Source organism: Cognatishimia coralii (assembly GCF_037478305.1).
Classification (GTDB): Bacteria; Pseudomonadota; Alphaproteobacteria; order Rhodobacterales; family Rhodobacteraceae; genus Cognatishimia; species Cognatishimia coralii.
The window spans coordinates 130,528-150,017 of the sequence record NZ_JBBGAZ010000004.1 but is presented as its reverse complement, the minus strand read 5'-3'; the positions used below and the strand labels follow the sequence as shown (position 1 = coordinate 150,017).

The window sequence follows — 19,490 nt, the reverse complement described above, 5'->3', positions numbered from 1 at the left end:
ACTTTGCCCACCTTCCTTCAACAGCGCGTGAGCGGATTTGTGAAGGTTTGGTGACACAAGCAACTTTTTCTTGATCGCATGTAAAAAGTCCCTAAGACTTGTGGCCATGTAAACTTACGAATACCCGGCCCCAGCCATAGATAGCGCGGAGCCAGGCCCGTTTCCCCCTCAGTCAACGTGAACCCAGTGCCGTTTCGTTTCAAAACGAGGCCTGGAACGAGCCAAGTCATCACGAAATATCTATGTGTCCGTCTTTGGCCCGCCCCTGCAGAGAGGCTTATACTATGTACGAATGGTATATTAAGAAACTGAACGAATTCATCCAGGTTGCGCGCTATTGCCGGCACCCGGTGATCGAAGCACATCTGGTGCTCACACACTCTGCGACACATGAATACCTTGGCAGTGGAGACCCGCAGTCCAAGAAAGCCCTAGACCAAGTCATTCGGCTAAGCGCGGAACAGGCCATGCGGGAAGGATTGGACGCCACGGCGGAACAACTTCTGGCAGCAGCCGATATGTTGGAGACTGAGTGCCAAAAAACTGCAGATATTATCGCGCTGCACTTCCCTGACTTCAGCCGCACAACCGCTCAGAGCGCCCCATAAACTGCCACACATTGTGATATCTGAGGTGCAGGTTTAGCGCGCCTAAATTCTGCGGCGCGTTAAGCGCTAGCGAAATTGACGCGCCATGACAATCAACACGATTCCCAACGCCAGAACCAGTATCCCGATCTGTCGCCGTTGCGCGATGGAGAGGCTTTGCAGCGCCTTAAGCAGTTCTTCAATAAGCGAAGGGGCCAGTGCATAGACCAGCCCCTCCAGAATTAAAACCAGCCCAAGGGCCAAGAGGATCGTTTCGATCATTGGGTTCCGAGGTCGGATTTCAGATAGTTAAAGAACTCGGAATCTGGCGAGATCACCATGGTCGAGTTGCCTTCAAGCAAAGACGCGCGATAGGCCGCGAGGCTGCGGTAGAACTGGAAGAACTCGGCATCGGCACCATAAGCCTCTGCAAAGATCGCGTTCCGGTTCGCGTCCGCTTCGCCGCGGATGATTTCCGCATCACGACGCGCATCCGAGGTCAGCTCGACCACAGTACGATCCGCTTGCGCACGGATCCGCTGCGCGGCTTCCTGACCACGCGCCCGCTCATCGGTCGCTTCCCGTTCGCGTTCCGCCCGCATACGCGCGAAGGTCGCGTCTAGGTTTTCACGCGGCAGGTCGGTGCGTTTCAAACGCACGTCGATGACCTCGAGGCCCAGCGCCTCGGCATCACGGATCGCGCCATTGCGGATCCGCAGCATCAGAGCCGCACGGTCAGAGCTGAGGATGTCGTTAGACGAGACCGAACCCAGAATTTCCCGAGTTTGGGAGCGCAGGATCGAATCCAGACGACGGCCCGCCACTGCGATAGACTGATCGCCCGCCGCACCAGTCGCCTGACGGAACTGGTTCACGTCAGCAATCCGATACCGCGCGAAAGCGTCCACAACCAGACGACGGTCATCCAGCGGTGTGACTTCGATCGGATCAAGGTCACGGCTGAGGATACGGTCGTCATAGTAAACGACCTCTTGGATCAGAGGCAGTTTAAACGCGAGGCCCGGATCTTCTTTGACATCGACAACGCGACCAAATTGCAGAACCAGCGCTTTTTGGCGTTCATCCACGATAAAGATCGAGGACAGCGCGGTCAGCAGGGCAACGGCCAGAACGGCCAGCAAAGCTACAGAACGAGTCATCAGTTGTTGCTCCCTTTGCGCAGTTCATTCAGAGGAAGATATGGCACGACCCCTTGGTCGCCTCCTGCGGCATCGTCGATGATCACTTTATCGACGCGGCCCAGAACCTCTTCCATGGTTTCGATGTACAGACGTTTGCGTGTCACCTCAGGTGCCTTGCGGTATTCTTCCAGAACGGCAGAGAAGCGGCTCGCTTCACCTTCCGCTTGGTTGACCACTTGGGCGCGATAGGCTTCGGCCTCTTCCAGAACCTGCGCGGCTTCACCACGTGCGCCCGCGAGAACGGCGTTGGCGTAAGCATCCGCTTCTTTCTGTGTCCGGTCACGTTCCTGCTCGGCGGCCTGAACGTCACGGAAGGCGTCGATCACCTGAGTTGGCGGGTCGGCTTTGTCAAAGTTCACACGGACGATGTTGACGCCAGAGTCATAGCTGTCCAGTGTCGACTGGATCAGATCCTGCAGACGTTCCGCAATTGACGCACGATCCCGGTTGAGGATCGGAGCCAGATCGGACTGAGCGATAATCTCACGCATCGCCGATTCAGACACCGCACGGATGGTCAGCTGCGCGTCACGCAGGTTGAACAGGAATTTCTGTGCGTCATTGATGTTCCAAACCACCTGGAAATCAATGTCGACGATGTTCTCGTCCCCGGTCAGCATCAGACCCGCGTCAGAGCCTCGTTGACCCACACCGATATCTTCGGTCTGTTCGCGGGTCACCGGAATGACCTCGGCGGTCACAACCGGCCATGGCGCAAAGTTCAGACCCGGCTGTCCGGTCGAAGAGTACTCACCTAAGAAGAGCTCTACAGACTGCTCTTCCGGACGCACGGTGTAAAAGCTGTTCCAGACCCAGAAGATGCCGATCAGGGCGATAATACCCAAGGTCATGACACCACGACCCGGGGTCGGAAGATCTCCGCCACCGCCAGAGCCGCCGGACTGGCCAGAGCCGCCGCGACCGCCCATCAGAACGCGCAGTTGGTCCTGACCCTTTTTCATCAGGTCATCAATATCGGGGATTTGGGGCTGGTCATCGGGACGACGACCGCCGTTACCGCGATTGCCGCTCCCGTTGTTGCCACCGCGGTTCCCACCGCCGTTGTTGCCGCCGCCCCCCCAGGGGCCGCCAGAATTGCCTGCCATAAAGGTCTATCCCTTTCTCATCATAAAAGGCCTGACACTAAACTGTGCAATGTGTCAGGAAAATCAACCCATGCGCCCCACTATCCGGTGCGCACAGGGGCTTTCATTGTGACTAATTCCTCAGACATGGTCGGGTGAACGGCCACGGTCCGGTCAAAGTCTTCTTTCGTTGCGCCCATCTTCACGGCGATACCTGCGAGCTGGATCATCTCGCCCGCGCCGGGGGCCACGATGTGACAACCCAGAACCTTACGCGTCGCTTGGCTCACGATCAGCTTCATCAACACGCGCTCGCTGCGGCCAGCAAAAGACTGCTGCATCGGCTTGAACGAGGTAGCATAGACCTCAATCGGCTCTTGCTCACGCGCGTCTTCCTCAGACAGGCCAATGGTGCCCATTTCCGGCTGCGTGAAGATCGCAGTTGGAATGAGTTCGTGATCGGGTTTCGTCGGATTGCCCTTAAAGACAGTCTCCACAAAGGCCATGCCCTCGCGGATCGCCACAGGGGTGAGGTTCACACGATCGGTGACGTCTCCGATGGCGTAGACGGATGGCACTTTGGTCTGGCTGTAGTCATCAACCAAGATCTCGCCTTTGCGGCCAAGCTCGATGCCTAAGCCTTCAAGGCCAAGGTTGTCCGAATTCGGTGACCGGCCTGTCGCAAACATCACCTGATCAAAAAGCTGCTCATCGCCATTGGTGGCTTTGACCCAGATCTTGTCGCCCTCTTTGCGCATCTCAAGCACGTTGGTGCCGAGTTTAACATCGACGCCCCGCTGGCACATTTCCTCGGAAACCAACCCACGCGCTTCATCATCAAAGCCCCGCAGGATCTGCGCGCCGCGGTAATATTGCGTGGTCTTGACGCCAAGCCCGTTCATGATGCCCGCGAACTCCGACGCGATATAGCCACCGCCCACGATCAGGATCGACTCAGGCAATTTCTCCAGATGGAAGATCTCATTGCTGGAGATCCCAAGCTCTGCCCCCGGCAGATCCGGCCAGACTGGACGGCCACCAGTGGCGATCAGAATATGTTTCGCAGTTTTAGTGGTGCCATCGGCCAGTTCAACCGTATGGGCATCCGCGAGTTTCGCGCGTTGGTCAAAGCTCTCTACACCGCTGTTTTTCAACAGGTTGCGATAGATGCTCTCAAGGCGATCCAGTTCCGCATGCAGCTTGCCTTTAAAGGCATCCCAATTGAACGCACCGGGCTGAATGTCCCAGCCATAGCTCTGCGCGTCCTCGACCATCCCGGAATATTCGCTGGCAAAGACCATCAGTTTCTTAGGCACACAGCCCCGGATCACACAGGTGCCGCCGTAGCGGTCCTCTTCTGCCAAAGCCACTTTCGCGCCCTCAGCCGCCGCCACACGCGCGGCCCTTACGCCACCGGAGCCACCGCCGATGACAAAGAGATCATAGTCAAAACTCATATTAGGTCCTTAGTCCGCAAGATCCGAGAACACGTTTTCGCTCTCGACGAAATCCAGCATATTCTCTTCTATCGTGCCTGCATTTATGTCGCGCACTTCGACTCTTCCATCCCCATAGCCGATCACAACTCTGTCACAGATGTCGATGAACAGGCCGTTTTCCACGACGCCGGGCATTTGGTTCAGGACCATGGCGGTCTGTTGCGCATTGCCGATCCGCTTTAGATGCAGGTCAAGAATATGGTTGCCCTCATCTGTCACAAAGGGCGTGTCGCCATTCATCCGCAGTGTGGATTTGCGCGCTAGTACATCGAGCGACACCAGGGTTTCCTCAATCAAGGCCTGCGTGGTTTGCCAGCCAAAGGGAACAAGTTCGACTGGCAGGGGGAATTGCCCCAGCGTCTCAACCTCTTTGCCCGCATCCGCGATGACGATCATCTGATCTGAGGCGGTGGCCACGATCTTTTCCTGCAACAGCGCTCCGCCGCCGCCTTTGATGAGGTTCAGATCGCCATCAAATTCATCGGCGCCATCAATGGTGATATCCAGCCATTTCGCGGCATCAAGGCTCACGACCTCAATCCCGACCTCACGCGCCAGCTGCGCTGTGCGGGTCGAGGTGGGCACGCCTTTGATCTTGAGCCCCTCGTCGCGCACCAGCTCGCCCAGACAGCGCACCATCCACGCCGCCGTCGATCCTGTCCCAAGCCCCACGCGCATCCCGTCTTCGACAAATTCGACCGCTTTCTTCGCAGCAACGAATTTCGCCTTATCAATCGGAGAGAGTTCGGTGGACATTGGCAGCTCCATCAATACCTGTTGCTAAGGTTATAAGTGCAAAAAGACCCGCTTGCGAGGGGCATTTCACGAGGAATTCCGCCTCATTGGGAAGAGCGTGCAAAGAGCAGGTGGAAACCCCGTCTTGTTTCCTATAGGAAACGTCGCAAATCATCCTATTTGAGTTACAGAATCTGACTAAATTCAATCTATGACCACGCCCTACCGCCTTCACTACGCACCGGACAATGCGTCCCTGATCATCCGCCTCGCTCTTTTAGAGCTTGAGGTACCGTTTGACTGCGCTCTGCTGGATCGCGAAACGCGGGCGCATAAATCGGCGGAGTATCTGGCGTTGAACCCGGCAGGCCGCATTCCAGCCTTGGAAACACCCGATGGCGTGATGTTTGAGACCGGAGCGATCCTCTTATGGCTGGCGGACAAACATCAGGCGCTGTTCCCAAAGTCAGATGATCCCGCGCGGGCACATGCGCTGAAGTGGCTCTTTTATGTGTCCAACACACTGCATGCGAATTTGAACCTGCGGTTTTATCCGGATCAATATACGAGCGAGGCCCACGAGGCCCTGCGCGCCGGAGCTGTCAAAAACATCAAACACGCCTTCTCTTTGCTCAATGACGTCGCGGGTGAAGGGCATGCTTGGTTTAATGGCCCCGAGGTCAGCATCCTTGACCTCTATGTCGCCGCAACCCTTCGCTGGTCTCAGATCTACCCGTCCAAAGACTACCGCCAGATCACTGCTGACACCTGGCCGCACCTTCTGCAAATTGCGCAACGCCTGGAAACCCGCGCCTCTGTCACAGAGCTCATCAAAGCCGAAGGCCTCGGTCAGACGCCTTTCAGCAACCCCGAAAACTTCTACATGTACCAAAGTGAGACCGCCTGATGTTCCTTTCGGTTTTTGAAATGTTCAAAGTGGGCATTGGCCCGTCATCGTCCCACACGATGGGCCCGATGGTGGCTGCCGCGAAGTTCCTGGACATCATGCGCGCCAGCCCCTTCCATTTCGCGGGCGTCAAGGCCAGCCTGCACGGCTCGCTCGCCTTCACTGGCGTCGGCCACGCGACAGACCGCGCCACGATCCTTGGGCTTGCGGGGTTTCTGCCCGACACCTATGATCACGAAAAGGCCGAAACGGCCCTGACGCAGATCCATCAACGCCACGAGATCTCGCCCGTGAGTCTCGGCACGCTCAAGTTCAATCCAAAGGAAGACCTGCATTTCGATTTCGGCCCCGCTCTGCCGGGCCACGCCAATGGCATGATCCTCATGGCAACCGACAATCAGGGCGACGTGATCCTGCAAGAGACGTTTTATTCCATCGGCGGCGGCTTTGTTGTGACCGAAGACGAACTGACCGCAGGGAAGGCCACGGATGAGGGCGACCCTGTCCCCTACCCGTTCAAATCCGCCGCCGAAATGCTGCAGATGGCCGAGACATCCGGCAAATCCATCGCTGATATGAAACGCAGCAACGAGATCTCGCGCGGTGGGGCGGACAACCTGTCCAAAGGCTGCGCCCGCATCTGGCAGGTCATGAACGACTGCATCGACCGAGGCCTCACCCATGACGGCACCCTTCCCGGAGGCCTCAATGTGCGCCGTCGCGCCAAATCGATCCATGACGCTCTGATGGCGGAACGCGGCATGAACCTCACCGCGCCTCATACCATTAATGACTGGATGAGCGCCTATGCGATGGCCGTGAACGAAGAGAACGCGGCGGGTGGCCAGGTGGTGACCGCGCCCACCAACGGAGCCGCTGGCGTTTTGCCCTCCGTCATCCGCTACTGGCTTGATCACGTCCCCGGAGCTACGCAAAGCCGGATTGATGAATTCCTTCTGACATCTGCTGCCATCGGCGGCCTCGTGAAATTCAACGCATCGATCTCTGGCGCGGAAGCCGGGTGTCAGGCCGAAGTCGGCTCGGCCTCTGCGATGGCAGCGGCGGGCCTTTGCGCCGTCATGGGTGGCACGCCCGAGCAAGTCGAGAACGCAGCCGAGATCGCATTGGAACATCACCTCGGCATGACCTGCGATCCGGTCAAAGGCCTCGTTCAGGTCCCCTGCATCGAACGCAACGGCTTGGGCGCGGTCAAAGCGGTGTCGGCGGCTTCCCTCGCCCTACGTGGCGACGGCGAGCATTTCGTGCCGCTGGACGCCTGCATCGAAACCATGCGCCAGATCGGCGAAGACATGCATGAGAAATACAAAGAGACCTCTCTGGGCGGCCTCGCCGTCAACGTGCCGAACTGCTAGTTCCCTAGGTTCGCAAACACGCAGCCGTCGCTGGCCAACAGCGGCGGCGTGATACAAAGCCCCTTTGCAACAGAAAACGCCGACAGAACGCGCGGCACATAGTTGCGGGTCTCTGCAAACGGCGGGACGCCCTGATTGTTCCTGACAGCGTTCTCGCCACTATTATAGGCGGCCAGCACGAGGATCGGATCCTCGTCAAATTCTCCCATCAACCAATCCAGATACCTCACCCCTCCGGTGATGTTGTCCTTTGCATCAAAAACATCCGATACATCAAAACGTGTGGCCGTTGCCGGGATCAACTGCATCAACCCCTGTGCGCCAGCCCCGCTGACCGCATCAATTTGCCCTCCCGATTCCACATAGATCACTGACAAGGCCAAAGCGGGCGAGACATCCGTCCCGATTGTCGCAAGCATAATGTCCAGCCCGTAAAGCGTCACAATATCCTGCAGCGATTGCAGACGAGGCGGCGGCAAGGCTTCTTGGGCTGAAGGCGTCGTCAAAACCTCTAGAGCATCAGACACCCGTCCGGGGCCAGAAGACGTCGCGGTCGACGGGTCCACAGCATCCCAAAACCATTCGTAGAGTGACTCAGGCGCTCCCTTGGGCGCGACAATATCCACCGGCAAGACCGGCGCAGGCACGACGGGAGCAGACTCAATCTGAACATTGATCCGCTTTTTCGCCCCCGGCGCAGGCGGTTTAACGCGTTTGGCCGAAAAATCCGGAAAAGCTGGTGCAGATTGCGCCCAAGACCCGCCGGCAGAAACAAGTGACGCCACAAGAGTCGCAATCATCAGCAAACGAGTCATGTTTTTTCACCCAAATGAAACTGCTCGAGCAGACTATGACACGGCCAGCGGAATTATTTGCGAAAATTTGCGCCCTCAGAGCGGGATTTGGCCTCCAAGCGCTAATCCTTAGGGTTGAAAAACACGGCCAAATCCAAGCCCTATCGAAAAAGATACTAATTATTCAGATTTTTATTTTGTTATTTTTCAGTGCGTTAAAGGTTTTTTCAGGAAAAAATCAGAGCCGCAAAAAATCGTGCCATTCGTGCCCCAATCGTGCCGCATTCTCACAGCTATATATGCTCATACCAAGTCGGGAACAGGCCAAAGAGAGAGACGGCCAACAACGGACCCGGGGCGGTGAAACACAAACTTAGAGATCCTATGGAGGGACACATCATGATCAAGTTCATCAAAAACTTCCGCAAAGACGAAAACGGCGCAGTAACTGTAGACTGGGTTGTTCTGACCGCAGCAGTTGTAGGTCTGGCAGTCGCAGCTTACTCCACCATCGAAACACAAACCAACCAGCTGGCAGCAGACATCGGCGCAACCGTAGGCGCAGAAAACGTAGCGGTTTCCTCTACACCAACTGGTACTGTAGGCGGCTAATTTAGCCCAACGGTTTTACCAAGTGCGGCCGTGCCCTTCCCGGCGCGGCCGCTTTTCTTTCCGGGCAAAAGCCCCACTAAGACCAAAGCGGCCACAGGCCCACCCAGGACGAAGAATTCTCCGCGTAACTATTAAACCTTCTGACGAGGGAGGTCCAAATGGCAAAGTTTTTCGAGCATTTCTTTCGGGACGACTCCGGTGCAATTACCGTGGAATGGGTCGTTTTGACAGCTGGCCTTGTCGGGCTGGCGATTTCGGCGGGCACGATTGTGGAAACCGAAACCAACCAACTGGCAGCTGACATCGGCGCGACCGTACAAGCATGGGACGCAACGACAACAGTCGCAACGCCAAGCGAATAGACAGATTATGAAACCTTTTCAATCTGGCCGATCTGCGCCAGATTTTGGCGTTCTATAGCGCATTTCATTCGGCCAAATGGCCTTAAAACCAGCCCCCCCTTTCCGTTATTTCGCCACATTCTTCAGGCACCTTGTTTGCGAATGCCTCTGCGGCACTAGAAATGAGGGACCCCATGCGTGGTATTTTTGCAGTCGTTTTGCTTGTCGGTGTCGGCCTTGCCGGTTTCGCCGTCTACATGGCGCAAAACTATATCGAAGGCTATCAACGGGCTTTGGCTCAGGAACGCCAAGCCGCTAAGCCTGCGATCGAAACCGTCGACATCATGGTTGCCAAAGCCACCATGAAATATGGCGAAAAACTCGATCCAGAAAACGTCGTTCTGATCAAATGGCCGAAAAATTCCATGCCCGCTGGTGTGTTCAATTCCAGCGAAGAGCTTTTCCCCAACAATAATTCCGACGCCCGGCACGTTCTGCGTCCGATGGAACCAGGTGAGCCAATCATGGCCATCAAGATCTCTGAACCCGGCGAAGGCGCTGGCTTGACCACACGCCTGTCCAAAGGCATGCGCGCTTTTGCGATCCGAGTGGATGTGGCCAGTGGCGTGTCTGGCTTCCTGCGCCCGGGTGACCGTGTAGACGTGTACTGGACAGGCTCTGTCCGCGCGGTCCGCGAAGGAGGCAACCGTGACATCACCAAGCTGATCCAAGCCGGCGTAGATCTGATCGCGATTGATCAGAACTCTGACGTTGACGCTGTTGAAGGTACGATTGCGCGCACCGTCACTGTTGCTGTGAGCCCTGCTCAAGTCGCAGCACTCGCTCAAGCCCAGAACTCCGGCCGTTTGTCCCTCTCCCTCGTGGGCGCGGCGGACGACACAATCGCGCAAACCATCGAGGTGGATCAGAAATCACTCTTGGGAATCCAGGAAGAAGAACAAGTGGCCGAAGTGGTCGAGGAAGAGAAAGTCTGCACCATCCGCACTCGTCGCGGCGCCGAGGTGGTCGAGATCGCTATTCCCTGCTCAAACTGAGTCATTTCAAACAATTAGCGGGGCGCCAACCACGGGCGCCCTTTGCATTTGAGGCACATCCCACCGATTTCACACATTCAAAACGCAGGAGAAGTCATTGATTCTTGCAAAAAAAGTGAAATTAGCGCATGGTGTTGCCAATCGTGGGCGCAAAGACCCGCAACAGAGGCGTGATCGAGAGGCAGGTCACATGACATATAGAAATATCCTGAAAGCGGCGCTCGTCGGAGCGACGCTGGCGTGTACACCCCTTCTGAGCACATTTAGTGCGGCAGAAACCCTGCGCGTGATGCGTAATGGAACGGGGTCCCTTCTAAGCGTTCCAATGAACCGCGCCGTGGTCGTAGAAAGCGACACCCCTTTTGCAGAACTTTCCATCGCCAATCCGACGATTGCTGATATCTCGACCCTGTCGGACCGCACGATCTATGTGCTGGGCAAGGCACCGGGCACGACAACCTTGACCCTGCTGGATGCCAGCGGTCGGTTGATCACCAATGTGGATGTGCGCGTGGCTGCGGACATCTCGGAATTCAAAGAACGTCTGCGTCAGATCCTTCCAAATGAAAAGATCGACGTGCGAACTGCAAATGATGGCATTGTGCTGTCGGGAACGGCATCCAGCGCGCAAAAACTGCAGCGTGCACTTGATCTGGCCGAACGCTACGCGCCAGAGCGGGTCAGCAACCTGATGACAGTTGGCGGCGTGCAGCAAGTGATGCTGAAAGTGCGCTTCGCAGAGATGCAACGCTCTGTTTCTAAATCACTTTCTTCCTCGGTTGCAGTGGGCGGAAACTCTGTGCGCGGCGAAAGCGGCACCTGGCTTGCGGGCGACAACGCTCTTGGCCAACCTCTTGCGATCACAGATGGTGTGGCTGGCGGCATCGCCTTTGAATTTGGCGTGGGCAATGTGCAGCTTGGCATCTTGCTGGAGGCACTCGAAGAACGCGGAATGGTCCGCACTCTGGCCGAGCCAAACCTCAGCGCACTGTCCGGTCAGCAAGCGACATTCCATGCCGGTGGCGAATATCCGATCCCGGTGTCTCAGGACAATGGAACGATTTCGGTCGAATTCAAACCCTTCGGTGTGAGCCTTCAGTTCGTACCGCGTGTTGTCGATGGCGATTTGATCAATCTGGAACTGAACACCGAAGTGTCCGCACTTGATTCCACAAATGGTTTCACCAACGGTACGATCACAATTCAGGCCATCAGCACACGCAAGGCCTCAACCACAGTAGAAATGCGCGACGGTGAGAGTTTTGCCATCGCAGGCCTTCTGCGTGAGGACTTCCAGGACGCAACCAGCCAGTTGCCATGGCTGGGCGACATTCCGATCCTGGGGTCTCTGTTCCGCAGCGCATCCTTCCAGCGCAACCAGTCCGAACTCGTGATCATCGTCACCGCGCATCTGGTGACGCCAACCATAGGTGAAGCCATCGCATTGCCAACGGATAACGTTAAGCCCCCGTCAGAGCAGGATCTTTTCCTACATGGCCGTGTAGTTGGGCGCAGCAAAAAGCCGAAAGGCGCGGCTGCCGAGGTTGCCAAGCAAGACTTTGGCGGATCTTATGGCTACGTGCTGGACTAAGGGGGCGTGGACATGAAACATCTGATCACTCTCCCCGCTCTGGTTTTGATCACAGCCTGCTCGACACCTCAGGACACTTATAAAAACTGGTTCGGAGAAGTCGGCGCGGAACTGGACCGCACCGGGCAGTTCGGAGCCGCGACGGCGCATAACACAGCCATCCACAATGGCGACAAGGCCTACGCGATCGATCTGGGCAACCGTTTTGCCGCTGAGGTCGATAGCACCGTGACCTTCGCCTTCAATTCGGCGGTTCTGGATGCAGAGGCACGCGCCACGTTGCGCCAACAGGCGGATTGGATCAAACAATTCCCAGAAGTGCGCTTCAACGTCTATGGTCACACCGATGCAGTTGGCTCGGAAAGCTACAACAAACGTCTCGGAAAACGCCGCGCCAATGCAGTGGTAAATTATTTTGCCAGCCAGGGCATTTCGCGTGATCGCCTAGAGGCTCTGGTCTCCTTTGGTGAAACCCAACCAGTCATCGCGACCCCTGACCGCGAGCGCAAGAATCGCCGTACTGTCACCGAGGTCTCGGGCTTTGTTGCCGGCCATCCCAATGTGCTGGACGGAAAATACGCGGCCATTATCTATCGCGAGTATGTCGCAAGCGCGGTGCCTCTGCCGACAGGTGCTGTACCGTCCACCAATAAGTAAACCGTTTTCAAGCGACGGCATAAGTCGCAAAATTGAACTGGACCCGCCTTTTGGCGGGTCTTTTCATTGGTAAACACAGGTCTACGGCGCACAACCCAAAGGCGAAACAATCACGAAATACCGCAGATATTACCGCATTTATTCGATCTTTTTGCCCAACTTCCGCCCCAGTTCGACGTCAAAAACATCCTGAAGGATGACCATGTCTGCACGAGTCAGACACAGGCAACGCCAAACAAACAACGACAGGCAGCGTCTGCATCTAAGGAATAGGCAATGAAGAGTGGTTTGAAAGTCGAAACTGATCCGCGCCCGATCCTGGCCTGTACGGTCTGTCGGGATGTGCAGAATTTTGACTTGCTCATCGTGGATATGGAAGAAGTCATGGGCGACCAATGGGGCGACCTGGGCTTTTCCGATGCGCTGACCTTCTTTGACCAGGCCGAAGCCCAACATCTCGAATTTATCGCCCTCGCGATCGATGATCTGGACGAAGACGAGCCGGATTTGCTGAAGCGCGTGGTCATTGAGGCCAAGAAACGCGGCATTCGCACGCTTTTGATCGCCGAAGACGTCACACCCGCCCTGCTCCACCAGCTTTTGCGCATGGGTGCAGACGAATTTATCCCCTATCCCCCGCCCTCGGGAGAGCTGATGGAGATCGTAGAGACTCTCCGTCATGCCGAAGAGGAAGTCGAAGTGGTACCCGCGCAGCCCGAAGAGCAAGCGCCAACACTCGCGGCAGTGCCTGATCCGGAACCCGCAGCGGAACAAGGCCAATCAGTCAACCTGAAAAAAGACGCACCCGAAGCGCATGGTGTCTTGATCGCCACCCACGGTCTTGCCGGTGGCGTTGGGGCGTCGACTCTGGCCACGAATCTGGCTTGGGAAATGGCCACCGTTTCCAAGAAAGACAGCCCTTCTGTCTGCCTCATTGATTTCGATCTGCAATTCGGCTCGGTCTCAACCTACCTCGACCTGCCTCGCCGTGACGCGGTGCTGGAACTGTTGACGGACACCGAAAGCATGGACAGTGAGAGCTTCGGTCAAGCCTTGCAAAAATACGAGGACGCTCTGAACGTTCTGACCTCGCCGACTGATATGGTGCCGCTGGATCTGATCACCAATGACGATGTGCAGCGCGTACTGGACATGGCCTGCCGCCACTTTGATTTCGTCGTGGTCGATATGCCAACCACCATCGTGCAATGGACCGAAGTTGTTCTGCAGGCCGCCCATGTTTATTTCGCACTGACGGATATCGATATGCGCTCGGCCCAAAACACCATGCGCATGAAACGCGCCCTTCAGGCCGAGGACATGCCTTTTGAAAAACTGCGTTATGTCCTGAACCGCGCCCCGAAATTCACCGATCTTGCTGGCAAATCCCGCGTCAAGCGCATGTCGGAAAGCCTCGGCATCTCGATCGAAATTCAGTTGCCAGACGGCGGCAAAGCTATTCCGGCGTCCGGAGACCACGGACAGCCACTGGCGCTTTCAGCGTCCAAAAACCCGCTTCGTCGGGAAATCGCAAAACTCGCAAAGAGCCTTGTCGAGCTCGAAGAAAAATCAGCGCGAGTTGGGTAGAGGATAAAGAGCATGTTCAGCCGCTATAAAAAAGATACCAAGGCCCAGCCGGTCAATGCGACTCCCAAGGCCGCAGCCCCTGCGCCAAAGGCAGCAGAGGCAGCGCCGGTTGATGCAACCCTGCGCAAGCCAATGCCGATGGCCCGCGCGCAGGCACAGGCGTCTGACAAGGACCGTAAGCGCAAGGAACGGCTGCAGGAAATCAAACTCGACCTGCACCGAGAGCTTCTGGACAACCTGAACCTTGCTGCTTTGGAAAAAGCATCGGAAAACGAGCTGCGCACCGAAATCGGTGCAATCTCGACCGAAGTCCTTGAAGATAAAGCAATTGTCCTGAACCGCCAGGAACGCAATCAACTGTTTCAGGAACTTTACAACGAAGTCACAGGCCTCGGACCACTGGAAACGCTTTTGCAAGACGAAAGCGTCAACGATATTCTGGTGAATGGCCCACAACAGATCTTTGTGGAACGCTCCGGTAAGCTTGAGCTGACAGACATCACCTTTAAAGACGAAAAGCACCTCTTGCGGATCATCGACAAGATCGTTTCGGCCGTGGGACGTCGTGTGGATGAATCCAACCCCTATGTGGACGCCCGTCTCGCGGATGGCAGCCGCTTTAACGCCATGGTGCCGCCGATTGCAGTGGATGGCTCGCTGGTGTCCATTCGTAAGTTCAAAAAGGACAAGCTGGGCATCGACGATCTCGTGGGTTTTGGTGCCTTTTCCGAGGAAATGGCCGCCTATCTGCAAGCCGCCGTTGCGACTCGTCTGAATGTGATCGTGTCTGGTGGTACCGGTTCTGGTAAAACCACCACGCTCAACGCACTGAGCTCGTTCATCGACAACGCAGAGCGGATCCTCACCATCGAGGACACAGCCGAACTTCAGCTGCAACAGACTCACGTGGGTCGCATGGAAAGCCGCCCACCGAATGTGGAAGGCAAAGGCGAGGTTTCCCCCCGCGACTGTCTGAAAAACGCGCTGCGGATGCGCCCTGACCGGATCATCGTCGGCGAGACCCGCGGCGAAGAAGTTATCGACATGTTGCAAGCCATGAACACAGGCCACGATGGATCCATGACCACGATCCACGCAAACTCTGCGCGCGATGGTGTGAGCCGTTTGGAAAACATGATCGCGATGGCCGGCATCGAGATGCCGATCAAAGCCGTACGCTCTCAGATCTCTTCGGCGGTGAACCTGATCGTTCAGGCCAGCCGCTTGCAGGACGGCACCCGCCGCATGACCTCGATCACTGAGATCACGGGCATGGAAGGCGATGTTATCTCGATGCAAGAAGTCTTTAAGTTTCAACGCACTGGCCTGACTCCGGAAAACAAGATCATCGGCCACTTCACGGCCACCGGCGTTCGCAGCCACTTCTCGGAACGCTTCCGCATGTGGGGCTATGACCTGCCCGCCCATATCTATGAACCGGTTACGGGGTAAGTCAGATGCCAATTAGCCCAGAACTCTTAATCTATGGTTTGATTTTTGTTGGTGTCGTCGTTCTGGTCGAAGGCGCCTATCTGACCGTTTTTGGCAAATCGATCAGCCTGAACAACCGTGTCAGCCGCCGTCTGGACATGATGGAAAAGGGCCAGAAACGCCAAGACGTTCTGGAACAACTCCGCAAGGAAATGGCAGCCCACGCAAAGACCGGAGGCATTCCGCTCTATTCCCTGCTGGCCTCAAAGGCTCAGCGCGCAGCGATCGCATTTTCCCCGCAACAACTGATGATGATCATGGGTGTTTTGGCCGGCATGGCCTTTATGGCCATGACTATCGCGACCAATACCGGCCCGATGGTCAACGCAGTGATTGCCGCCGCCGTTGGCGTGGGTGGCGTTTATACTTGGGTCAGCATGAAAGCCAACAAACGTATGGCTTTGATCGAAGAGCAACTGCCCGACGCGATTGAACTGATGGTGCGCAGCCTGAAAGTTGGTCACCCGTTTTCTTCTGCCATTCAAATCGTTGCCAAGGAACTACCAGATCCGCTGGCCACAGAGTTTGGCATGATTGCTGACGAAAGCGCCTATGGCCGCGATGTGGCCGAGGCCCTGAAGGAAATGGCCGAACGTCTGGACATGCAAGACATGCGCTTTCTGGCCGTAGCCGTGGCGATCCAACAGCAATCCGGTGGTAACCTCGCCGAGATCCTCGCAGGTCTGTCCCGCGTGATCCGCGCTCGTTTCCGCCTGTTCCGCCGCGTGAAAGCCATCACCGCCGAGGCGCAATGGTCGGGCAAGTTCCTGTCAGGCTTCCCTGTCGCCGCTTTGATTTTCATCAACGTCAGCGACCCGAACTATTATGACGGCGTGCGCGATCATCCACTGTTCATCATGGGTTGTATCGCCGTGGGCATGTTCCTGGCCGCGAACCTCTTCGTGATGCGCATTCTCACGAACATCAAAGTGTAGGAGTGGACCATGCCGATTTTTGACACTTTGACCACCATCCTCACCGGCGCCCTCGGCCCCTTTGGCCCGATCATCGCCGTCGGTGTGCTTGGCCTTGGCATTATCGCGGTTGCCATCGTCTTGATGCTCAAAGAGCGCGACGATCCGATGACCAAACTGGCCAACGCCGGTCGTGAAGGCGCGGTCGTGAAAAAGCCTGAGACAAAGAAGGAAAAGCTGCGCCGCGCGTCTCCGAACGAGAAGCTTGCGAAATACAAAGCCTTTCTGGAACCCAAAGACCAAGAAGAACTCTCTTCTGTACGCCTGAAACTTATTCAGGCCGGGTATCAGTCGCAGGACGCAGTGCGCGCCTTCTACCTTGCGCAATTGGCGCTTGGCATCATTGGTTTGATTTTGGGCGTGGCCTATTTCGTGACCGCTCTGGACACTGAAACCGCCACCACGCAACAGACCATTATGTATGTGCTTGGCCCTGGTGCCGCGGGATATTTCCTGCCGAAATACTGGATCACCCGCCGCGTTGAAGCCCGCAAAGAAGAGATCACCTATGGCTTTCCTGACAGTCTGGACATGATGCTTGTCTGCGTCGAAGCGGGTCAGTCCATGGATCAGGCCATCATCCGCGTCGCCGCTGAACTGCGTGCTTCTTACCCGTCTTTGGCTGACGAATATGAAATCGTTGCCCATGAGATGAAGGCCGGTAAGGACAAATCTCAGGTGCTGACAGATATGGGTGAGCGCTGCGGCGTGCCTGATGTCTCAAGCTTTGTGACCGTGATGAACCAATCTCAATCCTTCGGTACGCCAATTTCCGAAGCCCTGCGGGTTTACTCAGGCGAGATGCGTGACAAACGCGTGATGCGCGCCGAAGAAGCCGCAAACAAGTTGCCAACCAAGATGACCCTTGCCACAATGATGCTGACGGTGCCGCCGCTCTTGATCATTCTGGTCGCGCCGTCGATCGCGAATATTATGAACTTCGGCGGGTAACGGGCACTTTATGACACGGCATTTGGGGACAGGTTCTCTGGCCCCTCTCCTTTTCATCCTGACTTTGGCCGCCTGCGACACGGGCGGCCTTGGCGCATCCAAGGACAGCCCTTTTGCGCCTGATATCGACACGCGCGCCGAGGCCGTGGATCCTTTGCTCGTCGGCCATCGCCTGATGGAAGCCCGCGAATATGAGCTGGCGTTGAAATCCTATACCCGCGCGGCGGGGCAACAGGGATTTACCGCCGAGGTGCTTGCGTCTCTGGCCACCGCCAACATTGGATTGGGCCGTCTGGGTCAAGCCGAAACGCAACTGCGCCAGGCGATTGAGGCCGACGAAACCCGCCCGGAAATCTGGAACAACCTTGGCGTCGTCCTCATGGAACGCGGCGAAACCGCCGAAGCTGCGCAGATTTTCCGCAAGGCCTATGCCATGGACAATGGCCAAAGTGACTCAGTTCGGGACAATTTACGCTTAGCGCTCGCAAAATTAGAAAATTCGGCATATGATGGCGAACAATTAGATCAAGAGTTCAAACTGGTGCGTTTGGGCAATGGGGGCTACCTGCTGACCGGCGCGCCATAATTGGACAGGGCAAGAGCAGTAAAGGACGCAGAAAATGCGCCAATTGACCCTTATCGGCCTTGGGCTAAGTGCGACTCTCGCGTTGGCGGGATGTCAAAAGGCGACCGAAGCCGAAGTGGAACGCGCGGTTGAGGCCATCAACGCCGTCGACGAAGCCAATATGAACGACATCATGCTGACAATGGCCGATCCGGCAGAGTCAGTGGCCTATTTCTCGAAGAAAGCCGCCGAAGATCCCAAACGCATTGATTTCCAACGCGGCTGGGCGATCTCTCTGGTCCGCGCAAAGCGCAGCGAAGAGGCCGTGGCCGCGTGGAAGCGCGTGGTGAAACTACCTGAGGCGACTCTTGATGATCAGGTTGATCTGGCTGACGCGCTGATCCGCGCCGGGCGTTGGGATGAGGCTGACAAGGTGCTGGATAGCGTGCCTCCGACGCATGAAAGCTTTAAGCGCTATCGCCTTGAAGCCATTGTTGCTGACAGCAATCAGGAGTGGGACAAGGCCGATAGCTTCTATGAGATCGCCGTTGGCCTGACGACCCGTCCTGCGGGTGTCCTGAACAACTGGGGCTATTCCAAACTCAGCCGTGGCGATTTCACCGCCGCCGAACGTCTGTTCATGGATTCCCTGCGCAACGACGACAGCCTGTTTACAGCCAAGAACAACCTCGTTCTGGCGCGCGGCGCACAGCGCAACTACACCCTGCCTGTGATCCCATTGGAACAGACTGAAAAAGCGCAGCTTTTGCACACCCTGGCCCTGTCGGCGATCAAACAGGGGGATGTGCAAACCGGCAAAGCGCTGCTGCGCGAAGCCATCGACACGCATCCGCAGCACTTTGAGGCCGCAGTCCGCTCTTTGCGTGCGCTGGAAAGCACCTGATGGAGCTCACACCTTGGGCAGCCAGCTGGTTTCTGCCCTTTGTCACCCCGATCTGCATCTATGTCGCCTATATGGACATGAAGTCCATGCGCATTCCGAACCCGTCTGTGGTAGCCCTCTTCGCGGTGTTTGCGATTGTCGGCCTCGTGGCGCTTCCCTTTGATGTTTACCTTTGGCGCTATGTGCACCTCGTAGTCGCGCTGCTTATCGGTATGGGCTTGAATGCAGGCGGCCTCGTCGGGGCCGGAGACGCGAAATTTGTCGCCGCAGCCGCGCCTTTCGTGGCGCTCGCAGACCTCTCCCAGATCGCCCTGATCTTTGCCACAGCTCTTCTGGCCGCATGGCTCGCACATCGCGTCGCCAAGCACACTGCCATTCGTCGGATGTTCCCGGACTGGGACAGCTGGACCATGAAAAAAGACTTCCCTATGGGTTTGGCTCTGGGGCCTACTTTGGTGGTCTATCTGGCGACACCATTCCTTTAAGGCGTTAAAAAAAACATATTTTCTAGAGTCGCAGCCAGTTTCGCAGGGTCCGACCGTCTATCACGTCATTAAAGTTGACACCCAAGCGCCTCATT

21 protein-coding genes are annotated in these 19,490 nt (G+C 56.5%); 15 read left to right on the top strand and 6 right to left on the bottom strand.

Annotated features, from left to right (window positions below):
• The first annotated feature begins 284 nt into the window (after positions 1–284).
• Complete coding sequence (locus tag WG622_RS09565) at positions 285–608, top strand: hypothetical protein (RefSeq protein ID WP_339403388.1); 324 nt, start codon at positions 285–287, stop codon at positions 606–608.
• A 66-nt stretch (positions 609–674) separates the two neighbouring features.
• Here WG622_RS09565 and WG622_RS09560 read toward each other — a convergent pair whose 3' ends face one another.
• The 5 genes from WG622_RS09560 to rpiA all read right to left on the bottom strand — a co-directional run bounded on the left by WG622_RS09560 (position 675) and on the right by rpiA (position 5,129).
• Positions 675–869: a DUF2065 family protein gene (locus WG622_RS09560; protein WP_339403387.1), complete on the bottom strand. Its 195-nt coding sequence runs from the start codon at positions 867–869 to the stop codon at positions 675–677.
• Positions 866–1,747, bottom strand: coding sequence for a protease modulator HflC (gene hflC, locus WG622_RS09555; RefSeq protein WP_209357148.1), 882 nt, complete (start codon positions 1,745–1,747; stop codon positions 866–868). Before hflC ends, WG622_RS09560 begins: the two co-directional genes overlap by 4 nt.
• On the bottom strand, positions 1,747–2,895 hold the full coding sequence (gene hflK / locus WG622_RS09550; protein WP_209357149.1) for an FtsH protease activity modulator HflK: 1,149 nt from the start codon (positions 2,893–2,895) through the stop codon (positions 1,747–1,749). The genes hflC and hflK overlap by 1 nt, the downstream gene beginning before the upstream one ends.
• 80 nt (positions 2,896–2,975) lie before the next feature.
• Positions 2,976–4,331, bottom strand: coding sequence for a glutathione-disulfide reductase (gene gor, locus WG622_RS09545; RefSeq protein WP_339403386.1), 1,356 nt, complete (start codon positions 4,329–4,331; stop codon positions 2,976–2,978).
• Between the two features lie 9 nt (positions 4,332–4,340).
• A complete protein-coding gene (gene rpiA / locus WG622_RS09540; RefSeq protein ID WP_339403385.1) occupies positions 4,341–5,129 on the bottom strand; it encodes a ribose-5-phosphate isomerase RpiA in 789 nt (262 codons plus the stop codon).
• Positions 5,130–5,319: 190 nt separating this feature from the next.
• Between rpiA and WG622_RS09535 the strand changes: the two genes are divergently transcribed.
• Both WG622_RS09535 and WG622_RS09530 read left to right on the top strand, forming a co-directional pair.
• Entirely contained in the window at positions 5,320–6,015 is a 696-nt protein-coding gene (locus WG622_RS09535; protein WP_339403384.1) for a glutathione S-transferase family protein, read from the top strand.
• Positions 6,015–7,388 carry an L-serine ammonia-lyase gene (locus tag WG622_RS09530; protein WP_339403383.1) on the top strand — a complete coding sequence of 458 codons (1,374 nt, stop codon included), beginning with the start codon at positions 6,015–6,017 and terminating at the stop codon, positions 7,386–7,388. Before WG622_RS09535 ends, WG622_RS09530 begins: the two co-directional genes overlap by 1 nt.
• Here WG622_RS09530 and WG622_RS09525 read toward each other — a convergent pair.
• Positions 7,385–8,203, bottom strand: a complete 819-nt coding sequence (locus tag WG622_RS09525; RefSeq protein WP_339403382.1) for a lytic transglycosylase domain-containing protein — start codon at positions 8,201–8,203, stop codon at positions 7,385–7,387. The genes WG622_RS09530 and WG622_RS09525 overlap by 4 nt on opposite strands.
• A gap of 378 nt (positions 8,204–8,581) precedes the next feature.
• Here WG622_RS09525 and WG622_RS09520 point away from each other — a divergent pair, with 378 nt between their 5' ends.
• From WG622_RS09520 to WG622_RS09465, 12 genes are all read left to right on the top strand, one after another.
• A complete protein-coding gene (locus WG622_RS09520; protein WP_209357154.1) occupies positions 8,582–8,794 on the top strand; it encodes a hypothetical protein in 213 nt (70 codons plus the stop codon).
• Positions 8,795–8,952: 158 nt separating this feature from the next.
• Complete coding sequence (locus WG622_RS09515) at positions 8,953–9,156, top strand: Flp family type IVb pilin (protein ID WP_339403381.1); 204 nt, start codon at positions 8,953–8,955, stop codon at positions 9,154–9,156.
• Between the two features lie 173 nt (positions 9,157–9,329).
• Entirely contained in the window at positions 9,330–10,190 is an 861-nt protein-coding gene (gene cpaB / locus WG622_RS09510; RefSeq protein WP_209357156.1) for a Flp pilus assembly protein CpaB, read from the top strand.
• A gap of 190 nt (positions 10,191–10,380) precedes the next feature.
• Complete coding sequence (locus tag WG622_RS09505) at positions 10,381–11,781, top strand: type II and III secretion system protein family protein (RefSeq protein WP_339403380.1); 1,401 nt, start codon at positions 10,381–10,383, stop codon at positions 11,779–11,781.
• A 12-nt stretch (positions 11,782–11,793) separates the two neighbouring features.
• On the top strand, positions 11,794–12,438 hold the full coding sequence (locus WG622_RS09500) for an OmpA family protein (protein WP_339403379.1): 645 nt from the start codon (positions 11,794–11,796) through the stop codon (positions 12,436–12,438).
• Positions 12,439–12,714: 276 nt separating this feature from the next.
• Positions 12,715–14,025: a CpaE/TadZ family protein gene (locus tag WG622_RS09495; RefSeq protein WP_339403378.1), complete on the top strand. Its 1,311-nt coding sequence runs from the start codon at positions 12,715–12,717 to the stop codon at positions 14,023–14,025.
• Between the two features lie 12 nt (positions 14,026–14,037).
• The gene (locus WG622_RS09490; RefSeq protein WP_339403377.1) at positions 14,038–15,477 is read left to right on the top strand and encodes a TadA family conjugal transfer-associated ATPase; all 1,440 of its coding nucleotides are present in this window, start codon (positions 14,038–14,040) and stop codon (positions 15,475–15,477) included.
• 5 nt (positions 15,478–15,482) lie between these two features.
• Positions 15,483–16,451, top strand: a complete 969-nt coding sequence (locus tag WG622_RS09485) for a type II secretion system F family protein (RefSeq protein WP_209357161.1) — start codon at positions 15,483–15,485, stop codon at positions 16,449–16,451.
• Positions 16,452–16,460: 9 nt separating this feature from the next.
• A complete protein-coding gene (locus tag WG622_RS09480) occupies positions 16,461–17,441 on the top strand; it encodes a type II secretion system F family protein (RefSeq protein ID WP_209357162.1) in 981 nt (326 codons plus the stop codon).
• Between the two features lie 10 nt (positions 17,442–17,451).
• Positions 17,452–18,027, top strand: coding sequence for a tetratricopeptide repeat protein (locus WG622_RS09475; RefSeq protein ID WP_339403376.1), 576 nt, complete (start codon positions 17,452–17,454; stop codon positions 18,025–18,027).
• Between the two features lie 34 nt (positions 18,028–18,061).
• Complete coding sequence (locus tag WG622_RS09470; RefSeq protein WP_339403375.1) at positions 18,062–18,910, top strand: tetratricopeptide repeat protein; 849 nt, start codon at positions 18,062–18,064, stop codon at positions 18,908–18,910.
• Positions 18,910–19,395: a prepilin peptidase gene (locus WG622_RS09465; protein WP_209357165.1), complete on the top strand. Its 486-nt coding sequence runs from the start codon at positions 18,910–18,912 to the stop codon at positions 19,393–19,395. Before WG622_RS09470 ends, WG622_RS09465 begins: the two co-directional genes overlap by 1 nt.
• The last annotated feature ends 95 nt before the right edge of the window (positions 19,396–19,490 follow it).